We start from the raw sequence: 18,582 nt of genomic DNA on the forward strand, positions 1-18,582 counted from the left end.
TCAGCGCAGGCCCGTTTTGCGGGTCAGCGCCAGATGGATCAATTCGTCAATCAGATCCCCGTAGGCAAGGCCGGATGCGGCCCACATTTGCGGGTACATGCTCTTAGGCGTGAAGCCAGGCATCGTGTTGATCTCGTTGATGATGAGCTCGCCGGCCGGGGTGTAGAAGAAGTCCACACGGCTAAGGCCTTCTGCCCCGACGGCGTCGAAAGCGACGGCGGCAAGTTCGCGCACACGCGCGATTGCCTCATCCGGCATATCGGCAGGGCAGCTCAGGGCTGCGGCCCCGTCCTCCACGTATTTGGCGGCAAAGTCATAGAACTGATGCTCTCCTTCTGCCACGGCAATTTCACCGGGCATGGAAGTACGGGGAGCATCGGTGCCACGGCCTTGAAGGACCGCGCATTCGATCTCACGGCCCACGATGCCGGCTTCAATGACAAGCTTCAGGTCGTGGCGTCGCGCTTCCTCTATGGCAGCGTCCAGCCCATCCATCGAGTCCACTTTGGAAATACCCATGGACGAACCCGCGCGGGCAGGCTTGACGAACACGGGGAACCCAAGCTTGTCCACCCGCTTACGAACTGCCTCGGAGTCAGTGCTCCATTCGCGGTCCGTGACAGCCACGTACGGGCCCACGCTTAGTCCGGCGGATTCAAACACCACCTTCATGAAGTGCTTGTCCATTCCCACAGCCGAGGCCAGCACACCGGCTCCGACATAGCGGGTGTCCGAAAGCTCCAGGAGGCCTTGGACTGTACCGTCTTCTCCCCACGGCCCATGCAGCAGGGGAAAGACCACGTCCACGGCACCCAATTCCAAGGGAACGGCGTTGGGCTCGGTCACGATGAGCTGATGCTCACCACCCACCTCGGCCAAGGTGACGGTTTTACCCGACGGCGCCACCTCGGGAAGCGCTGCGGAGCTCAAGGACCAGTCGCTGGTGTCGCCCGAAGCGAGAACCCACTGACCGGATTTGGCGATGCCGATCGGTATGACCTCGTACTTGTTTTTGTCGATCGCGCCCATCACGCCAGCGGCAGTGACGCAGCTGACTGCGTGTTCGCTGGAGCGCCCCCCGAAGAGGATTGCTACACGGGGACGGCCCGTCACGGGGGTGGATTGGTCAGTCACCATCAGTAGTCGCCTTCGGACTTCAGTGCCCGGGCCAGCAGTCGCGGTCCCAGGTCATCAACGGACATTCTGCCTTCCAGCACTGCCACGACGGCGGCCGTAATCGGCATTTCTACATTCAACTTGCCAGCGAGCTCATGTACAGCCGGGCCCGATTTGATGCCCTCGGCTGTTTGTGTCATTTGTTCGGCAACTTGCTCGAGGCTGAGGCCTTCTCCAAGCAACCTCCCGGCGGTGTGGTTGCGTGAGAGAGCTGACGAGCATGTGGCAACAAGATCCCCCAGCCCGGCAAGGCCGGCCATGGTGTGAGCTTCTCCGCCGAGGGCCAGCGCAAGCCGGGACGTCTCGGCGAGTCCTCGTGTGATCACCGACGCTTTGGTGTTGTCGCCCATCTGCTTGCCTTCGCAAATTCCAACGGCAAGGGCAATCACGTTCTTTACGATCCCGCCGATTTCCACGCCCACAACGTCAGTGCTGGTGTAGGGCCTGAAGTACGGTGCCGTGCAGCACAAGGCTATGGCAGCAGCGGTGTCCGCGTCGCTGCAAGCAACAACGGATGCTGTTGGTTGCTCCCTGGCGATCTCCATGGCCAGGTTAGGACCGGAGACCACTGCTACGCGGGACGCGGGAAGACCCAACTCCTGGGCGATGACTTCGCTCATCCGGGCGTCCGTGCCCAGCTCGAGGCCCTTCATCAAAGAGACAACCACGGCGTCGGGTGCAAGCAAGGGCTTCCATTCCCCGAGTTGTGGCCGCAGGGATTGGGCGGGCACGGCGAGGACCACCAAGGTGGCGTCCTTGAGCACCTCGGCCACATCCGTGGAGGCGGTGACTGAAGGCGGGAGCACTATGTCTTTGAGGTATTGCTCGTTGCGGTGCGAAGAGTTGATCTGCTCAACCACCTGGGAGCGGCGACCCCAGATCCGGATGCTGCGCTCGGATCCGGTTGCCGCAGCGGCATCGGCCAAGACCTTGGCAAACGTGGTTCCCCAGGACCCCGCACCCAAAACTGCCACGATATCCGGTGTATTGACAGTACCGTCCACAGTGGTCATTTGCCGTCATCCCCTTCGTGCTCGTCAAGGGAGCCCTCCTGGGTGAAGCGGCCGTGCTTGGACTGTTTGTGGACAGCCGGATCCCAGCGCTCAGCCGGCGCATCTTCTCCGCGAAGGGTTTCAAGAAGTTCCGTGATCGCATCCATGATGACCTCCGTGGCCGCCGTCAGCGTTGTACGGTCCATGGGCCGGTCGCTGAACGCACTGAGATCAACGGGCTTACCCACAAGCACGCGCACAGTTTTGCGAGGGAAGATGTGGAACCGCTTGGCGTACCGCGGAAAAACTTCCTGTGCACCCCAGTGCGCCATGGGTACCACGGGCGCGCCGGTCTGCAGGGCAAGCCTGGCGGCCCCGGTGTGGCCCTTCATCGGCCACAGATGGGGGTCGCGGGTCAGGGTGCCCTCGGGATAGATAATGATTGCGCCGCCGGCGTCCACTACCTCTTTGGCGACTTGAAGCGAGCGGTTCGCTCCCGCCGTCGAGCGTTCAACCGGAATTTGCCTGGTGGCGCGCAACAGGGCACCCAATACGGGAACCTTGAAGAGGCCCGTCTTCGCGAGGAAGTGCGGTGGCCGCTTCTGGTTGTACACCATATGCCCGATCACGATGGGGTCGATCTCGGTGCAGTGGTTTGGTACTGCGATGAAGCCGCCGGATGGCAGGTTCTCCATGCCTTCCCACTTCTTGGCCATCAGGAGATTCATCAGCGGACGCGCGAGACCGGCCAGCAGCATGAATGTTGCACGGCTCTTGGCCGATTCCTTCAAAGGAGCCCCCGCTACTTGGTGGTGGTGATATCGAAATCGGCGCCCAGGCCGGCCAACTTCTCGGTGAAGCGCTCATAGCCGCGATTGATGATGTCGATGCCCGTAACCCGTGAAGTTCCCGTAGCAGCAAGCGCTGCGATGAGGTGGCTGAAACCGCCCCGGAGATCAGGGATGTCAATATCGGTGCCCCTGAGTGGAGTGGGACCTGAAATGACTGCTGAGTGGAGGAAGTTCCGCTGTCCGAACCGGCAGGGAACACTGCCCAGGCACTCACGGTGTACCTGAATGTTCGCACCCATTCGCGCAAGGGCTTCGGTGAATCCGAACCGGTTCTCGTAGACCGTCTCGTGGACGATTGAGACGCCCTCGGCCTGCGTGAGGGCAACCACCAACGGCTGCTGCCAGTCCGTCATGAATCCGGGGTGGACGTCCGTCTCCAGGACGAGCGGGGAGAGTTTGCCGCCCTGATGGTAGAAGCGGATGCCGTCATCGCCAATGTCCATGCCACCGCCCACTTTGCGGTAGGTATTGAGGAAGGTCATCATGTCCCGCTGCGAAGCGCCCTCAACATAGATGTCGCCCCGGGTCACCAAAGCAGCCGAAGCCCAGGACGCGGACTCGTTGCGGTCCGGGAGTGCGCGGTGGTTGTATCCACGCAGGTCCTTGACGCCTTCGATCCGGATGGTCCGGTCCGTCTGGACGCTGATGATGGCGCCCATTTTCTGCAGGACAGCTATGAGATCGATGATCTCCGGTTCCGTGGCCGCGCCAATGAGTTCGGTGATGCCCTCCGCACGCGTTGCACTCAGCAGCACCTGCTCGGTGGCCCCAACCGAGGGGTATGGCAGGGAAATTTTGGCTCCGTGAAGGCCGTTCGGGGCAGAGATGTGGATGCCACCGGGGCGCTTTTCCACCACGGCACCGAACTGCCGCAAAACGTTCAGGTGGTAGTCGATGGGCCTGTCGCCGATCTTGCAGCCACCCAGATCCGGGATGAATGCCTCGCCGATCGCATGGATCAGGGGTCCGCACAGCAGGATGGGAATCCTTGAATCGCCCGCGTGTGCATCAATTGCTGTGCTGGAGGCCGTCTTCGCATCCTTGGGATCCAAGGTGAGGTCGCCCGAAACCGGATCCTTAACGACGGTCACGCCATGCAGCTGCAGCAGGCTGGTGACTACCTCTACGTCCTTGATTTCCGGCACATTCCTCAGCACCGATGGCTCGCTGCCCAGCAACGCCGCCACCATGGCCTTGGGCACCAGGTTCTTGGCACCGCGAACGGTCACTCGTCCGGTTAACGGGACGCCACCGCGGATTGTCAGAACACTACTCATCTATACCGGTTTCCTCACGACTACTCGCCCCCCAAACTTACAAAGGCTCCAGCTAAGCATAGAAGCTCGCTTTACCGATCCGAAATGGAACCGCCCGAAGGCTCGCCGATCACGTCCCTGAAGCACACCGACAAAAAAGGACCGGCCGGCCCTCCCAGGGGGGCCCACCGGTCCGTTATCCGCAAGGTTGCGACCTCACAGCAGAGGCTACTGGGCTTGAACCTTCGCTGGCAGCGTCTTCGGCTTGAAAGACGGGCGCGTGGCCTCGTACGCCGTGATGTCTGCCTCATGCTGAAGGGTCAGGCCGATGTCGTCGAGGCCTTCCAGCAGGCGCCACCGGGTGTAGTCGTCAATCTCGAACGGCGCCACTACATTGCCGCACTCAACCGTTTTGGAGACCAGGTCCACCTTGACTTCGGTACCGGGGTGGTTTTCCAGGACCTTCCAGATCAACTCAATGTCGTCCTGGGCTACCTGCGCCGCCAGCAACCCCTGCTTTCCGGAGTTTCCGCGGAAGATGTCTGCGAAACGTGATGACAGAACAGCTTTGAAACCGTAATCCTTCAACGCCCAGACGGCGTGTTCGCGGGATGACCCCGTACCGAAATCGGGGCCGGCCACCAGGACGGAGCCTGCGCTGAACGGGGCTTGGTTCAGGATGAAGGACTCGTCTTTCCGCCAAGCGGCGAACAGCGCGTCCTCAAACCCTGTCCGGGTGATGCGCTTGAGGTACACAGCGGGGATGATCTGGTCCGTGTCCACGTTGCTCTGGCGCAGGGGAACGCCGATGCCGGTGTGGGTAGTGAATGCTTCCATGGGATCCTCCTAGACTGCGGTTCCGGTCAGTGTGCCTGCGGCAGCGGACTCGAGGTCCGACGGCGAGCTCAGCGTGCCTCGGACCGCCGTGGCGGCGGCCACCACCGGCGAGACCAAGTGCGTGCGGCCGCCCTTACCTTGGCGTCCCTCGAAGTTGCGGTTGGATGTTGAGGCGCAACGCTCCCCCGGCTCCAACTGGTCCGGGTTCATGCCCAAGCACATGGAACAACCAGCAAAACGCCATTCAGCGCCAAAGTCCTTGAAGACCTTGTCCAGGCCCTCTGCTTCGGCTTCGAGCCGGACACGGGCTGATCCGGGAACCACCAGCATGCGAATGTTGGGGTCCTTTTCACGGCCACGGATGATGTCTGCAGCAGCGCGCAGGTCTTCAATCCGGGAATTGGTGCAGGAACCCAGGAAGACCGTATCCACACGGATGTCCTTCATGGGAGTGCCGGCCTCCAGGCCCATGTACTGCAGTGCGCGCTCAGCGGCTGCCTTGGCATTCTCATCACCGAAGTCCTCGGGCGAAGGCACCTTGGCGGACAGCGAGACGCCTTGGCCCGGGTTGGTTCCCCAGGTCACGAACGGCTCCAGGGTGTCAGCGTCGAGGTCAACTTCGACGTCGAAGGTCGCGTCGGCGTCCGTGTTCAACGTGTTCCAGTACTCGACGGCGGCATCCCAGTCGGCGCCTTCGGGGGCGTGGGGGCGGCCCTGCATGTAGTCGTAGGTGGTCTGGTCCGGAGCCACCATACCGGCGCGGGCGCCGGCTTCGATGGACATGTTGCAGATGGTCATGCGGGCGTCCATGGACAGCGCACGAATGGCGGAGCCACGGTATTCCAGGACGTATCCCTGACCGCCGCCGGTGCCGATCTTGGCGATGACGGCCAGGATGATGTCCTTGGCGGTGACGCCGGGGCGCAGGGTACCTTCAACGTTGATGGCCATGGTTTTGAACGGCTTCAAGGACAGGGTCTGGGTGGCCATGACGTGCTCCACCTCGGACGTGCCGATGCCCATGGCCAACGCCCCGAAGGCCCCGTGGGTTGAGGTGTGCGAGTCGCCGCAAACCACGGTCATACCCGGCTGAGTCAGGCCCAGCTGCGGACCCACTACGTGCACGATTCCCTGTTCCTTGTCACCGAGGGAGTGCAAGCGGACGCCGAATTCCTTGCAGTTTGCGCGGAGGGTTTCAATCTGGGTACGGCTGGTCAGGTCCGCAATTGGTTTGTCGATGTCCAGCGTGGGAGTGTTGTGGTCCTCGGTGGCAATCGTGAGGTCTACCCGGCGCAAAGGCCGGCCGGCCAGGCGCAGGCCTTCAAATGCCTGCGGGGACGTTACTTCATGGACAAGGTGCAGGTCGATGAAGAGAAGGTCGGGCTGGGCATTGGCTCCTTCGCCTTCACCTTTGCGCACTATGTGCGCGTCCCAGACCTTCTCGGCCAGTGTCTTTCCCACGGCCTTGCTCCCTTCACTGCGATTGGCTTGTTGCATGTTCTTGTTCCACTGAAGCAGCCCGGCGTCAAAATAGGCCAGCGAAACAACTTGCATCTCAGATATTGAGACGGCAATATCATTACATGGACAATTCTAGTGGAGTCGGTGTCATTGATAAAGCGGCCCAAGTACTCGATGCCCTTGAGGCCGGGCCCACCACTCTCGCGCAGCTCGTGGCGGCCACAGGCCTTGCCCGGCCCACAGTTCACCGGCTCGCGCTGGCCCTGGTTCACCACCGCCTGGTAAGCCGCGACATTCAAGGGCGCTTCGTCCTGGGCAGCCGGCTGGTGGAACTCGCATCCGCTGCCGGTGAAGACCGGCTCATCGCCTCCGCCGGTCCCGTTCTCATTCAGCTCCGCGACGCCACGGGCGAAAGCGCGCAGATTTTCCGCCGCCAAGGCGACTGGCGTGTCTGCGTGGCGTCGGCGGAACGCCCTATCGGCCTTCGCGACACCATTCCCGTCGGCACCCAGCTGTCCATGAAGGCCGGCTCCGCCGCCCAAGTACTGCTGGCATGGGAAGACCATGACCGCCTCCTTGAGGGGCTGCAAAACGCCCGCTTTACGCCTACCGTCCTGGCAGGAGTACGACGCCGGGGCTGGGGTCAGAGCCTCGGCGAACGCGAACCTGGGGTCGCCTCGGTTTCGGCCCCCGTGCGCGGACCCTCCGGAAGGGTCATTGCCGCAGTATCGATTTCCGGTCCTATTGAGCGACTCACCCGCCAGCCGGGCAGGCTGCACGCCGAAGTGGTCTGTAACGCCGCCAGGGTACTGACCGAGGCCCTCAGGAAGAACAACGACTAGCCATGGAAAGCTACGCCGTCTTTCTGCGCGGCATCAACGTGGGCGGCATCAACATCAAGATGGCCGATCTCTCCGCAGCCCTGAAGGACTACCCGTTCACCAAGGTCAAAACGCTCCTGGCCAGCGGAAACGTGGTGCTTCAGAGTGACCTCAGCCCAAAGTTCGTCAAAGCGCAGTTCGAAAAGTGCTTGCGGGAAACCTTCGGATACGACGCCTGGGTGGTGGTCCTCACCGCCGCGCGGGTCAGCGAACTGGTGGACGCGTGCCCATACCCGGCCGACGACAAATCCACGCACAGTTACATCACTCTCGCCTCGGACACCGCAATGCTCGACGAACTCTTTGAAGCAGGCGAAAACCTGGGCGGCGTAGAACAAGTGCGCCTTGGCCCGGAGGCCTCCGCTTGGCTGGCACCGGCTGGCGGCACGCTGGACAGCCCTTTCAGCAAGCTCTCCGCCAAGGCACGCTACAAAGCCGGCACCACTACCCGGAACTTGAGAACACTCATCAAAGTCAGGGACGCAGCCGCGGCCCTCTAGCCGGAACGTGCGGCCTTGAGGGCTGCGTTGAACGCCTTCAAGCGGGTAATTTCCACCTCGACGGGCTCTACAATCCGCTTCTCGGCAACCGCCGCCACGGCAGCTTTCAACCGTTTCCCTGCCTTCGACGCCCTAACCCGAGCGGCCCATCCACCAAGAATCCTCCCGGTGATGGCAAGGGCAATTCCCAGCGACACTCCCCCGGCAACCATCAGGGTTGGCCACGGCCACCCTTCTGTTCGAGGCACCTCAGGCACCGGCATTTGGAAGTAGCCGAGCACGGCCAACACACCCAGCCAGCCCAGGCCCCCTGCTGCGAGCACAAGCGCGATCCATTGGAGGGTATTGAAAATAAGCCACCACAGGGGACGTTTGCCCGCCAAGAGGTCAGTGCCTGCAATCGCTTGGTCCAAGGCGTCGGGCAGCTCCTCCCGCCCGTCCCTTGCCGCGCTGCGGATGGCTGCGCGCCAAGGACCCGGGGCACCCGTCGAGGCGTCGTCGGCAAAATCCCTGACGGCCGCATCCGTGCGTGCCCGCTCGGGTGCGCCTGCAGGTGGCAGCGATGTCCTGTTCAGCTCCGGCCTGGTGTCATCCCTGCCAAGGTTCAACCGCCGGAGCGGGTCGGGCCGGAAACGCAAGAGCCAGCGGGTGACGGGCCACCCCGTCCTCTTGGCGGACTCTCTTTGGAAAGATCGCTGAACCGCGTCCACCACCACCGGTACATTTGCCGCCGTCGACAATTCAGACGCCAGGCGGGCTTTCGTACCTACCTTGACGCCCCGGGCTTCGCCTTCGCCGGAGGCGCGGGCGAGTTCCCCGGCCGCCTTTGCAACGTCCGCCGCCAAGCGTTCTGTGGTTGCCTCCCGTTGGACCACCACCTTCCTGATGGCACTGCGGAGGGCTTGGACGCCGTCGCCAGTCAGTGCTGAGGCACTGAGGACCCGAACTTTCCCCAGTCCGTCCCGCGCCAGGATAGCTTCCAAAGACTCCATCACCGCAGAGGCGTCGGCAGCACTGAGTTTGTCCACCTGGTTCAGGACAACCAGCGTGACTGCACCGTGGGAGGCCATGGGGCGAAGAAAGTCATTATGCACTGCGGCGTCGGCGTACTTTTGTGGGTCCAAGACCCACACCAGGACGTCAACCATGCCCACCATCCGTTGGACGATCTCCCGGTTTTCCACCTTGGTGGAATCGAAGTCCGGTAGGTCCAGCAGCACCAGGCCGGTGTGTTCGTCCGCGAGACCTGGAACTGGCGGCAGCGTGTGCCGCTCTTTGACATCCAGCCAGTCGAGCAACGGCCCGCTGCCTTCCTCTCCCCAAATGCCCGCCAAAGGTGCTGACGTTGTGGGACGCCGCGCGGTGGCAGTTGCCAGCCGACTGTCCGAAACAGCATTGAACAGGGAGGATTTTCCGCTGCCTGTCGCTCCGAAGAATCCCACCACGGTGTGATCGGCCGAGAGTGACCGCCGCGAGGTGGCACGTTCCAGGACCTCGTAGACGGATTGCAACTCCGGATCCGGGAGGACGCCCTCGGCCAGCTCCCGTGCAGCATTGAGCGATTCAAGCCTGCGCTGCAACCGGGACGATTCGCGAACCTGGCTGTGCCGGCTCATGCGACCCCTGCCAAGCCGCGCAATGCTTGAGCATGCCGGGCGAGGTCAACTCCAGATCCAGGAAGTGCTGCCTCGAGGCGGCCAAGGAACCGCTCCCTCTCATCGTCAAGGAGCCGTTGGCACTGAGTATGCAGATCGTCCCTTGCCTGCTGGGCCAGTCGACGTACTGCGTCCTCACCGAACACCGCTTCGAGCAGCTTCTGGCCAACAACGGCCGTTCCGCCGGCAATGCCGATCTCCAAGCCGCTCAGACCGGCAGTCATGGAGAACACCACCACCATGAGCGCGGCGCCAAGCCCGTTGACGCCCAAGGATAGCCACCGTGCCTGGGTTCGCTTGCCCTGGCCCTGGGTACGGATCATCTCCATCAGCCCTTCCTGCCAGGATCGAATAGCCGCTGCGGCCTTCGCGTCAAACCCCTCGCTGGTTCCCGAAAGATCCTCAGTGCCAAGGAGTTCCCGACCAGCCATGTCCGAACGCCACCGCCTGTCCACGTTTTCGGCTGCGTTCGCGGCTTCGTCCAGGATCACCGCCTGCAAGCCGGTCTCAATGGCGGTCTCAACTTTCACAGCAGGAGCGGGTTCGCCACGGAAGAACGCTCCTACGCGGTCCCGCATCCTGCCGATATTCTGCTCGAGCGCACGGAAGAACTCTCCCGTACCTACGAAGTCCTGCCATCGCGCCAATACCTCGCCGCGGAGCAATGCTCCGTCTCTGGTGGCCTCAAGAATACGTTGGAGCGCCTGCTCGTACTCTGCAACGCAGGCTGCCCGGAGATTGTGCGCAGCGGTGTCCTGGACGGCAGCGGCCTCCGCGATTCCCTCCAAACGGACGCTGACTGCTTTGACGGCGCCATTAAGCGTGCGTCTGGCGACCTCTGCCCGGCCGGCTGCATTGGCTGCCAAAGCGCCCAGCCACTGACGCAGGGGAATCACGGATTCCTCCGGGAGCATCCCCAGCCCATTCAAGGCACTCTCCGGAACGACAAAAAGCTCCGCCTCACCCAAGCCTTGCCGATCCAGCATTGCCTGGAGGTCAGTCCTGACCTCTTCTTCCGCGGCGACGGGCACACGGTCCAGCACCACAGCTACGGTGATGTCCCTCGAAGCTGCGTCCAAGAGCAGCCGCCAGGGCACGGCGTCGGCGTAGCGGTTTGCTGTGGTGACAAACACCCAAAGGTCGGCGGCGGCAAGAAGCTGACCGGCGAGCCTGCGGTTGTCATCGGAGATGGAGTCGACGTCGGGCGCATCCAGGAGCGCGATTCCCTGCGGCACTGCCTCGTGTCCCACCAGTACCAATGACGTGATGGCCTGCGCGTCGGGAGCGGCACCCGCCTGATGGGCCGGCAGCGGGCTCGCTGACACGGTTCCGCGGATACGGTCCAGGCCCGGAAGGATCCGGTGGCCTTCAAACCACTCAGCGTCCAACGGATGATGCAGGAGGATGGGTTGGCGGGTGGTGGGCCTGATAGCGCCGGCACGCGTCACCGGATAGCCGATCAGCGCGTTAACCAGCGTTGACTTCCCCGCCCCCGTGGAACCGCCTACGACTGCCAGTAGCGGAGCGTCGAGGCTGCGGTAGCGGGGAATCACATAATCGTCGAGCTGGGCCAGGGACTCACGGATCCACTGACGGGCCTCCCGAACCTCCGGCACGGCGAGCGGAAGGGTTGTGGCCGCAAGTTCAGTGCGGGCAGCTACCAGGGTCTCGACGGCGGCTGCCGCGCCCGAGGCAGCTGGGGTAGCCCGGGGTCTTGCCTCATCATCATTTGCGGTCACAGCATCATCATGCCAGCCCAATCCCCGTCACAGGAGCGGCGCCGCAGGCACAGAGGATAAAACCAAGGAAAAAAGAAATCCCCCGGAACCGTGGTTCCGGGGGATTTGTCTGTGACCCCAGCGGGATTCGAACCCGCGTTACCGCCGTGAGAGGGCGGCGTACTAGGCCGCTATACGATGGGGCCTTGCACTTTTTTGTCACCGTTTCCGGCGATCAAGCTGAATGAGTATTTCATACTTTCAGCTTCTCTCCAAATCGCTTCAGCGACTTGGAGGTTCTGAATTTCCGGCGTATTCACGCGGATTTTCAGAGCTGGGATACCAGGACTCGAACCTAGAATGACGGTACCAGAAACCGTAGTGTTGCCAATTACACCATATCCCAAAGTGACTTTCGGACCGGAGTTCAGCGCTTTGGTTTCCCTCAGCTTTCCCTCCGTGCCCCTCAGCACGAGTAATGACTCTACCGGAGTCTGGCCACCTGCACAAATCGGAAAGCCGTTACCTGCATCACACCATTCTCACGCCGCAGCAGGAGCTGTTACCAGCAGCCGGGACAGAGAGTCCACCTGGCGCCCGGTGAACTCTTCCACCACTTCTCCCGTCCTGTTGAGCCAAACGCCGATCAGGCCCGCCGCCGTTGCACCGTCGGCATCAAGCAACCTGTTGTCGCCCACATACAACGTCTCTCCCGGCACCGTGCCCAGCAGACGCACACCTTCGAGGTAGATCGCCGGATCCGGCTTTGGCACGCCCACCGTGTCCGTACCCACCAGGACCTTGATCCTTGACAGGTCTGCACCGTCCAGCTTGGCCCGCTGGTAATCATGCACGTTGTTGCTCACGGCGCCGTAGGGAATCCCTGCGGCATCGAGGGCGTCGAGTACGCCTTCAACGTCGTCAAAAGCCCGCACATACGCCGTCTGGCGTTGATGGTACTCGGCTACCCAGGCTTGGGATTCCTCGCCGTCCTGAAGCTCCACGCCAAAGTGTCCCAAAGCAGCCCTGCCCCGCAGGAGCCGCTGCTCATTGAAAGTCAGCTCCCCGGCCAGGTAGCGGTCGTAGAAGTGCGTTGTTTCGTGCGTGAAGATACGTCCGAACTTCACCCACCCGGCCTGATCCAGGCCGGGCAGGAGATGTTCGCTGACATCGCGCAGTGCCGTTGTCATGGCGTACTCAAGGTCCACCAGGGTGTCGTCAATGTCGAAGAGGACGCCGCGGACGGTTCCGAACGAGCTGGAGATAGCCATGACTGCTTCTGCCTTTAGCCGCGGAAGGCGCGGACACGGGCGAGCGAGGAATCCTTGCCGAGGATCACCATCGACTCGAACAGCGGCGGAGAAATGCGGCGTCCGGAAATGGCCGTGCGCACGGGCCCGAATGCTGCCCGCGGCTTGACGCCAAGATCCTCAACCAGCGCCTGCTTGAGCGCGGTCTGAATGTTCTCCGCGGACCACTCCCCAATCGGTTCCAGGGCAGCCAAGGCCGCATCGAGTACTTCCTCCAGGTTCTCCGGAAGGCCCTTGCGGGCATCGTCGGCAACATCAACGGCGTCATCAGCCTTGAACAGGAAGGCCAGCATCTCGGGAGCTTCGCCCAGGAGGGTGATGCGTTCCTGGACCAGAGGCGCCGCCTCGGCGAGGATCTCCTCCTGACGCGGAGTGAGGATTTCCCCTACGAAACCTGCAGCACGGAGGTAGGGAACCAAGCGTTCCTTGAAGTCCTCCGGTGCGAGCATCCGCACGTGGGTTCCATTGATGGCCTCAGCCTTCTTGATATCGAAGCGCGCCGGGTTGCCCAGGACATCGTGGATGTCGAAGTTGGCTACGAGCTGCTCCACCGTGAAGATGTCCTCGTCAGCGCTGAGGGACCAGCCCAGCAGGGACAGGTAGTTGAGAAGGCCCTCAGGGATGAAGCCACGTTCACGGTGCAGGAACAGGCTGGACTCGGGGTCACGCTTGGAAAGCTTTTTGTTGCCCTGGCCCATGACGTAGGGCAGGTGCCCGAATTCCGGCATGTACTCGGCGACGCCAATTGCATAGAGGGCGCGATACAGCGCAATCTGACGTGGAGTGGAGCTCAGCAGGTCCTCGCCACGAAGGACGTGGGTGATTCCCATGAGAGCGTCGTCCACCGGGTTCACCAGTGTGTAAAGCGGTGCACCGTTGGCGCGGACAACAGCAAAGTCCGGAACCGAACCCGCCTTGAACGTAATCTCACCGCGGACCAGATCGTTGAAGGTCAGGTCCTCGTCCGGCATGCGGAGGCGGAGCACTGCTTCGCGGCCCTCGGCCTTGAACTGTGCCAGCTGCTCATCCGTCAGATGGCGGTCGAAGCCGTCATAACCCAACTTCGGGTCGCGACCGGCGGCCTTGTGGCGGGCCTCGATCTCATCCGGCGTGGAGTAGGACTCGTAAACGTGTCCCCCGGCTTTGAGCTTGGCGATGACGTCCTGGTAAATCTCGCCTCGCTGCGACTGCCGGTACGGCTCGTGCGGTCCGCCAACCTCAACGCCCTCATCCCAGTTGATGCCAAGCCATTTCAGGGCGTCCAGCAACTGGTGGTAGCTCTCTTCACTGTCACGGGCCGAATCTGTGTCCTCGATGCGGAAGATCAGCTTGCCGTCGGTGTGGCGTGCATAGGCCCAGTTGAACAGGGCGGTGCGGATCAGGCCAACGTGCGGTGTACCCGTAGGCGACGGGCAAAAACGGACGCGGACCGGAGTCTCGGCGTTGACGGCAGGAATGGCGCTGGAGGCAGCGTTCGACGCAGAAGCAGTAGTCATAGTGGTTCCAACTTTACCGCTTGGCGCCGCTTCGGTTTCCCGGCCGGGAAAGCCCGACGGCGGTACGCGCCTTTCGAGCGAGAGGCGCGTACCGCCGTCGGGGTCTGGCGTTTTGCGTGATGCCTAGCGGCGGACCACCGGGTTGGAGAGCCGGCCGATGCCCTCGATCTCCACCTCGAACCGGTCGCCCTCACTGACCAGGCCTACGCCGGCGGGGGTGCCGGTCATGATGACGTCGCCCGGAAGGAGGGTGAATGCGTGCGAAACGATCGAGACAAGCTCGCGTACACCCCGGATCATCTGGTTGGTGCTGCCATCTTGGCGGAGTTCGCCGTTGAGGCGGCCCTGGATGGACAGGTCCTCGTGGTCCAGTTCGGTTTCGATCCACGGACCCAGCGGCGCGGAGGTATCGAATCCCTTGGCACGCGCCCATTGAAGGTCTGTCTTCTGGACATCGCGGGCGGTGAGGTCGTTGCCGCAGGTGTAGCCGAAGATGACGTCGTCCGCACGGTCCTCGGGAACGTCCTTGCAGATCCGGCCGATCACCACGCACAGCTCAGCTTCGAAGGAAACTTCCTCCGAGAACTCAGGAAGGATGATGGGATCGTTGGGGCCGATCACCGAGGTGTTGGGCTTCAGGAACAGCAACGGTTGCTGGGGAACCTCGTTGCCGAGTTCAGCAGCGTGCTCTGCGAAATTCCGGCCTACACCGATGACCTTGCTTCGGGGAATGATCGGAGCGAGGAGCCTCACGTCCTCGAGCTTGTGCTTCACGTGGGTACGCTCAACACCATTAAAGAAGGGGTCGCCGTTGATGACAGTGATTTCCTCACTGCCGGGCTCGCCTTCAACAACGCCATAAAGGGGATCAGAATCAACTACAAACCGGGCGATACGCATGGGCTCAAGCCTACAGTCCGCCTCTAGCTTCGGAGGTAATCCAACTGGGCTGCCACGGAAGTCTCCGCCGCCCACCTGACGGATGGGTCGACGTCGGGATAAACGGCATCGGTGACCGCTGGAATCGAGGCGTCCTGCCCCAGGTGGTCCAGCGCGGCCCTGATTTGATCGAGCCGCTGCTCACGGTGATCACGATACTCGCGGCACTTCTCGTCCAAAGCCGGGAGCACAGGCCCATGGGCGGGCAGCAGAGTTGCGGGCCCCATCGCTTCCAGCTTGTCCAAGCTTGAAAGGTAGTCGCCTAATCGGCCATCAGGGTAATCCAGCACGGTGGTTCCCCTGCCCAGAATGGTGTCCCCGGTGAGAACGGAACCGGTGGGGCCGTCATCCGGAAGATGGAAACAGAGGGAGTCGGACGTATGACCAGGGGTTGCCACCACGCGGATTTCCACGCCACCCGCCATCAGGACCTCGCCGTCCATCAGCGGCTCACCGCCATGGCAATGTTCCGGCAACGCAGCACGCACCGGTGCCCCGGTGATCTGATGGAACCGCGCTGATGCCTCAGTGTGGTCAGCATGCCGATGCGTAATGAGGACCACCTCCACAACGCCCGCCGATGCCAGCACGGCCAAGTGGTGTTCGTCTTCAGGACCCGGGTCCACCACCGCGATGTCGGGAGAATCCGGGGCGCCAATGACATAGGAGTTGGTGCCGTCCAGGCTCATCGGTCCCGGGTTTGGAGCCAATCGGTAGCGGGTGAGCTCGCTGCTGCGCTGCAAAGACTCCGCGGTGGGCGTCAGAGAGGAGCCATCGCCGGGAGGAGTGGTGCCGGAAGTCGCCATTGATTCAGAAGTCACTGTCCCATCTTGGCACTGAACCCACGCTCTCTCACATCCGGCGCCCTTCCCACCAACCCTCACTCACATCCGGCGCCCAAACCACCAACCCTCACTCACATCCGGCGCCCAAACCACCAACCCTCTCTCACATCCCGCGCCCTTCCCGGGCTAGACGCCTTGAAGTGCCAGACTTGACAGCGTTAGAACGCCCCCAGTGACCTGCAAGAGGGCCCGCCCCAAACCCGAGGGATCTGCGAGAGCGTCCGGGGAAGCAGAACGGCGGCCCGTCCGCTTGTCTGCCAAGGGGACGGGCCGCCGTCGTGCGTCTTTAGTTTGTGCAGGGCACCCGGGTACTAGACCAGGCGGGTCAGCCAGCCGTGGGTGTCCTCAACCGTTCCGGTTTGGATGCCAAGGAGCTGCTGGCGGATGGCCATGGTGGTCTCCCCGGCCTTCGCGTCCTCGGAACCGATGAATTCCGTGGCGTCCTTGAGCACACCGATCGGCGTGATCACTGCTGCGGTGCCACAAGCGAAGACCTCGGTGATCTCGCCGGAAGCGACGCCTTCGCGCCACTCGTCCAGGGTGATCTTCCGCTCGGTGACCTCACGGCCCATGTCCTTGGCCACCTGGATGACGGACATACGCGTCACGCCTTCCAGGATGGTGCCGCTGAGTGCGGGAGTAACCAAGGAACCGTCCTTCATGACGAAGAAGACGTTCATTCCGCCGAGTTCTTCCACGGCGTCGTCGTTGAAGTGGTCCAGGAAAAGTACCTGCTTGCAACCGTTCGCTTCGGCTTCCTGCTGTGCGATCAGGGACGCTGCATAGTTTCCGCCGCACTTGGCCGCACCTGTTCCACCGCGGCCCGCACGGGCGTATTCGCGGGAGATCCAGATGGAAACAGGCTTGAGCTCGCCACCGAAGTAGTTGCCGGCAGGGGAAGCGATGACCCGGAAAGACACTTCGCGGGCAGCACGGACACCAAGGAACGCTTCTGTGGCGATCATGAACGGGCGCAGGTACAGGGCTTCACCGTCGCCGGACGGCACCCATTCCTGGTCCGCCTGTACGAGTTCGCGGATGGCACCGAGGAAGTACTCCTCGGGCAGCTCCGGAAGGGCAAGGCGGCGTGCCGACTTGTTCAAGCGCGCGGCGTTGGCCTCAGGCCGGAAGGTCCACACGGATCCGTCGGCGTGACGGTAGGCCTTCAGACCCTCAAAGATTTCCTGGCCGTAATGCAGCACGGCAGCGGACGGGTCCAGGGAGATGGGTCCGTAGGGCTCGATCCGGGCGTTCTGCCAACCGCCATTGCCATCGGCGTCAACCTTGTAGTCAACGACGGCGGTGTGGTCGGTGAAGTAGTCGCCGAAACCTGGGTTCGCCAGGACGGCTGCACGCTCCTCAGCAGACTTCGGGGTTTCCGAAAGCTGCTGGCTGAATTCGACGCCATGGGCAGTCTGAGTCATGTTTCCTCCACAGTCAGCTACCTGGCAGGGCGAACCGGGTCCCACAAAGGGTGTGGTTCAGCGATGGACCAGGGAAGCAGGTAAATAATTCAAGACAAGCTTACGCCTGAGTATTAGGCCTAAAGTGCGGCCGCAATAGCGTCGCCAATGGCAGCTGTGCTGCGTGGCTCGCCGGTGCGGCTTTCGACGTCGGCGACTACTGCCGCTTCGATCTTTCGGGCCGCCGTGGTGTAGCCAAGGTGGTCCAGGAGCAGCACTGCGGAGAGGATGGCCGCGGTGGGATCGGCTTTCTGCTGTCCGGCGATATCCGGGGCTGAGCCGTGGACGGGTTCAAACATGGACGGTGCCGTACGGTCCATGTTGATGTTGCCCGATGCCGCCAGGCCAATGCCGCCGGTAACGGCAGCGGCGAGGTCGGTGAGGATGTCGCCGAAGAGGTTGTCGGTGACGATGACATCAAAGCGGGAGGGGTCGGTCACCATGAAGATGGTGGCTGCGTCAATGTGCAGGTAGTCGTGGGTGACCTCGGGGAATTCCTTGGCCACGGCCTCGACGGTCCGCTTCCACAGGTGCCCGGCAAACACGAGTACATTGTGCTTGTGGACAAGGGTGACGTGCTTGCGCGGACGCTCACTGGCGCGGCGGAAGGCATCGCGAACCACGCGCTCCACGCCGTGGGCGGTATTGAGGGAAACTTCCGTGGCCACCTCATGGGGTGTCCCGCCTCGCAATGTGCCGCCGTTGCCCACATAGGGACCTTCAGTGCCTTCGCGGACCACGATGAAATCGATGGCGCCGGGGTTGGCCAACGGGCTGCCGACCGTACCGTAGAGGCGGGACGGGCGCAGGTTTACAAAGTGGTCCAGGCTGAAGCGGAGCTTGAGCAGCATCTCGCGTTCAATGATGCCGGACGGGATGCGGGTATCGCCCGGAGCTGCGCCTACTGCACCAAAGAGGATTGCATCGCGGGTGCGCAGATCCGCCAGGACCTCGTCCGGGAGGGTCTCGCCGGTCTCAAGCCAGTGCTGGGCACCGAGCTTATAGTTGGTCAGTTCGAGGGCGACGCCTTCGGCGGCTACAGCCTTTTCGAGGACCTTGACGGCTTCGGCGATGACCTCTGGGCCAATGCCGTCGCCAGGGATGACAGCGAGATTGATGGACGTTGCACTCATGGTTCTATCTAGCCAAGCAATCCACATGCTGGTCAAAATCGTCTCACTCCTTGAACAATGGCATCTGGT

General features: G+C 62.5%; 16 protein-coding genes and 2 tRNA genes. 2 read left to right on the forward strand and 16 right to left on the reverse strand.

The window, feature by feature from the left end; genetic code table 11:
- The 6 genes from LDN70_RS12665 to leuC all read right to left on the reverse strand — a co-directional run bounded on the left by LDN70_RS12665 (position 1) and on the right by leuC (position 6,573).
- A complete protein-coding gene (locus LDN70_RS12665) occupies positions 1–1,137 on the reverse strand; it encodes a D-alanine--D-alanine ligase family protein (protein WP_142938744.1) in 1,137 nt (378 codons plus the stop codon).
- Positions 1,137–2,189, reverse strand: a complete 1,053-nt coding sequence (locus LDN70_RS12670) for an NAD(P)H-dependent glycerol-3-phosphate dehydrogenase (RefSeq protein ID WP_166840295.1) — start codon at positions 2,187–2,189, stop codon at positions 1,137–1,139. The genes LDN70_RS12665 and LDN70_RS12670 overlap by 1 nt, the downstream gene beginning before the upstream one ends.
- A complete protein-coding gene (locus tag LDN70_RS12675; protein ID WP_142938742.1) occupies positions 2,186–2,959 on the reverse strand; it encodes a lysophospholipid acyltransferase family protein in 774 nt (257 codons plus the stop codon). Before LDN70_RS12675 ends, LDN70_RS12670 begins: the two co-directional genes overlap by 4 nt.
- A gap of 11 nt (positions 2,960–2,970) precedes the next feature.
- Positions 2,971–4,296: a UDP-N-acetylglucosamine 1-carboxyvinyltransferase gene (gene murA, locus LDN70_RS12680; RefSeq protein WP_091468167.1), complete on the reverse strand. Its 1,326-nt coding sequence runs from the start codon at positions 4,294–4,296 to the stop codon at positions 2,971–2,973.
- Positions 4,297–4,503: 207 nt separating this feature from the next.
- Positions 4,504–5,112 (reverse strand): 3-isopropylmalate dehydratase small subunit, encoded by a 609-nt coding sequence (gene leuD / locus LDN70_RS12685; protein ID WP_142938741.1) that lies wholly within the window; start codon positions 5,110–5,112, stop codon positions 4,504–4,506.
- 9 nt (positions 5,113–5,121) lie between these two features.
- Entirely contained in the window at positions 5,122–6,573 is a 1,452-nt protein-coding gene (leuC, locus tag LDN70_RS12690) for a 3-isopropylmalate dehydratase large subunit (RefSeq protein WP_142938908.1), read from the reverse strand.
- Positions 6,574–6,695: 122 nt separating this feature from the next.
- Between leuC and LDN70_RS12695 the strand changes: the two genes are divergently transcribed.
- Together LDN70_RS12695 and LDN70_RS12700 are read left to right on the forward strand one after the other, a co-directional pair.
- Positions 6,696–7,415 (forward strand): IclR family transcriptional regulator, encoded by a 720-nt coding sequence (locus tag LDN70_RS12695; protein WP_014922101.1) that lies wholly within the window; start codon positions 6,696–6,698, stop codon positions 7,413–7,415.
- 2 nt (positions 7,416–7,417) lie between these two features.
- Positions 7,418–7,954, forward strand: coding sequence for a DUF1697 domain-containing protein (locus LDN70_RS12700; protein ID WP_142938740.1), 537 nt, complete (start codon positions 7,418–7,420; stop codon positions 7,952–7,954).
- On the opposite strand, the gene LDN70_RS12705 is transcribed toward LDN70_RS12700, so the two are convergent.
- The 10 genes from LDN70_RS12705 to LDN70_RS12750 form a co-directional block, all read right to left on the reverse strand.
- Positions 7,951–9,570: a GTPase gene (locus tag LDN70_RS12705; RefSeq protein WP_223940469.1), complete on the reverse strand. Its 1,620-nt coding sequence runs from the start codon at positions 9,568–9,570 to the stop codon at positions 7,951–7,953. The genes LDN70_RS12700 and LDN70_RS12705 overlap by 4 nt on opposite strands.
- Positions 9,567–11,348, reverse strand: a complete 1,782-nt coding sequence (locus tag LDN70_RS12710; protein ID WP_142938738.1) for a dynamin family protein — start codon at positions 11,346–11,348, stop codon at positions 9,567–9,569. Before LDN70_RS12710 ends, LDN70_RS12705 begins: the two co-directional genes overlap by 4 nt.
- Before the next feature lie 112 nt (positions 11,349–11,460).
- Positions 11,461–11,533, reverse strand: a tRNA-Glu gene (locus LDN70_RS12715).
- A gap of 128 nt (positions 11,534–11,661) precedes the next feature.
- Positions 11,662–11,733: transfer RNA gene (locus tag LDN70_RS12720), tRNA-Gln, on the reverse strand.
- Between the two features lie 136 nt (positions 11,734–11,869).
- A complete protein-coding gene (locus LDN70_RS12725; protein WP_166840291.1) occupies positions 11,870–12,598 on the reverse strand; it encodes an HAD family hydrolase in 729 nt (242 codons plus the stop codon).
- Between the two features lie 14 nt (positions 12,599–12,612).
- Positions 12,613–14,133 (reverse strand): glutamate--tRNA ligase, encoded by a 1,521-nt coding sequence (gltX, locus tag LDN70_RS12730; RefSeq protein WP_223940470.1) that lies wholly within the window; start codon positions 14,131–14,133, stop codon positions 12,613–12,615.
- A 123-nt stretch (positions 14,134–14,256) separates the two neighbouring features.
- Positions 14,257–15,033, reverse strand: coding sequence for a fumarylacetoacetate hydrolase family protein (locus LDN70_RS12735; protein ID WP_011775161.1), 777 nt, complete (start codon positions 15,031–15,033; stop codon positions 14,257–14,259).
- Positions 15,034–15,056: 23 nt separating this feature from the next.
- Positions 15,057–15,878 carry an MBL fold metallo-hydrolase gene (locus LDN70_RS12740; protein WP_223942649.1) on the reverse strand — a complete coding sequence of 274 codons (822 nt, stop codon included), beginning with the start codon at positions 15,876–15,878 and terminating at the stop codon, positions 15,057–15,059.
- A gap of 350 nt (positions 15,879–16,228) precedes the next feature.
- On the reverse strand, positions 16,229–17,341 hold the full coding sequence (locus LDN70_RS12745; protein WP_142938735.1) for a branched-chain amino acid aminotransferase: 1,113 nt from the start codon (positions 17,339–17,341) through the stop codon (positions 16,229–16,231).
- A 119-nt stretch (positions 17,342–17,460) separates the two neighbouring features.
- Positions 17,461–18,513, reverse strand: a complete 1,053-nt coding sequence (locus LDN70_RS12750) for a 3-isopropylmalate dehydrogenase (protein ID WP_223940471.1) — start codon at positions 18,511–18,513, stop codon at positions 17,461–17,463.
- Positions 18,514–18,582: the final 69 nt, after the last annotated feature.

It is taken from the genome of Arthrobacter sp. StoSoilB22, assembly GCF_019977315.1.
In the GTDB taxonomy this organism is placed as follows: domain Bacteria; phylum Actinomycetota; class Actinomycetes; order Actinomycetales; family Micrococcaceae; genus Arthrobacter.

Excerpts from the sequence above, each read along its gene's own strand:
- LDN70_RS12665 (WP_142938744.1), bottom strand. The coding sequence starts at position 1,137 with ATGGTGACTGACCAATCCACCCCCGTGACGGGCCGTCCCCGTGTAGCA.
- LDN70_RS12670 (WP_166840295.1), bottom strand. The coding sequence starts at position 2,189 with ATGACCACTGTGGACGGTACTGTCAATACACCGGATATCGTGGCAGTT.
- murA (WP_091468167.1), bottom strand. The coding sequence starts at position 4,296 with ATGAGTAGTGTTCTGACAATCCGCGGTGGCGTCCCGTTAACCGGACGA.
- leuD (WP_142938741.1), bottom strand. The coding sequence starts at position 5,112 with ATGGAAGCATTCACTACCCACACCGGCATCGGCGTTCCCCTGCGCCAG.
- LDN70_RS12695 (WP_014922101.1), top strand. The coding sequence starts at position 6,696 with ATGGACAATTCTAGTGGAGTCGGTGTCATTGATAAAGCGGCCCAAGTA.
- LDN70_RS12700 (WP_142938740.1), top strand. The coding sequence starts at position 7,418 with ATGGAAAGCTACGCCGTCTTTCTGCGCGGCATCAACGTGGGCGGCATC.
- LDN70_RS12705 (WP_223940469.1), bottom strand. The coding sequence starts at position 9,570 with ATGAGCCGGCACAGCCAGGTTCGCGAATCGTCCCGGTTGCAGCGCAGG.
- LDN70_RS12725 (WP_166840291.1), bottom strand. The coding sequence starts at position 12,598 with ATGGCTATCTCCAGCTCGTTCGGAACCGTCCGCGGCGTCCTCTTCGAC.
- gltX (WP_223940470.1), bottom strand. The coding sequence starts at position 14,133 with ATGACTACTGCTTCTGCGTCGAACGCTGCCTCCAGCGCCATTCCTGCC.
- LDN70_RS12735 (WP_011775161.1), bottom strand. The coding sequence starts at position 15,033 with ATGCGTATCGCCCGGTTTGTAGTTGATTCTGATCCCCTTTATGGCGTT.
- LDN70_RS12740 (WP_223942649.1), bottom strand. The coding sequence starts at position 15,878 with ATGGCGACTTCCGGCACCACTCCTCCCGGCGATGGCTCCTCTCTGACG.
- LDN70_RS12745 (WP_142938735.1), bottom strand. The coding sequence starts at position 17,341 with ATGACTCAGACTGCCCATGGCGTCGAATTCAGCCAGCAGCTTTCGGAA.
- LDN70_RS12750 (WP_223940471.1), bottom strand. The coding sequence starts at position 18,513 with ATGAGTGCAACGTCCATCAATCTCGCTGTCATCCCTGGCGACGGCATT.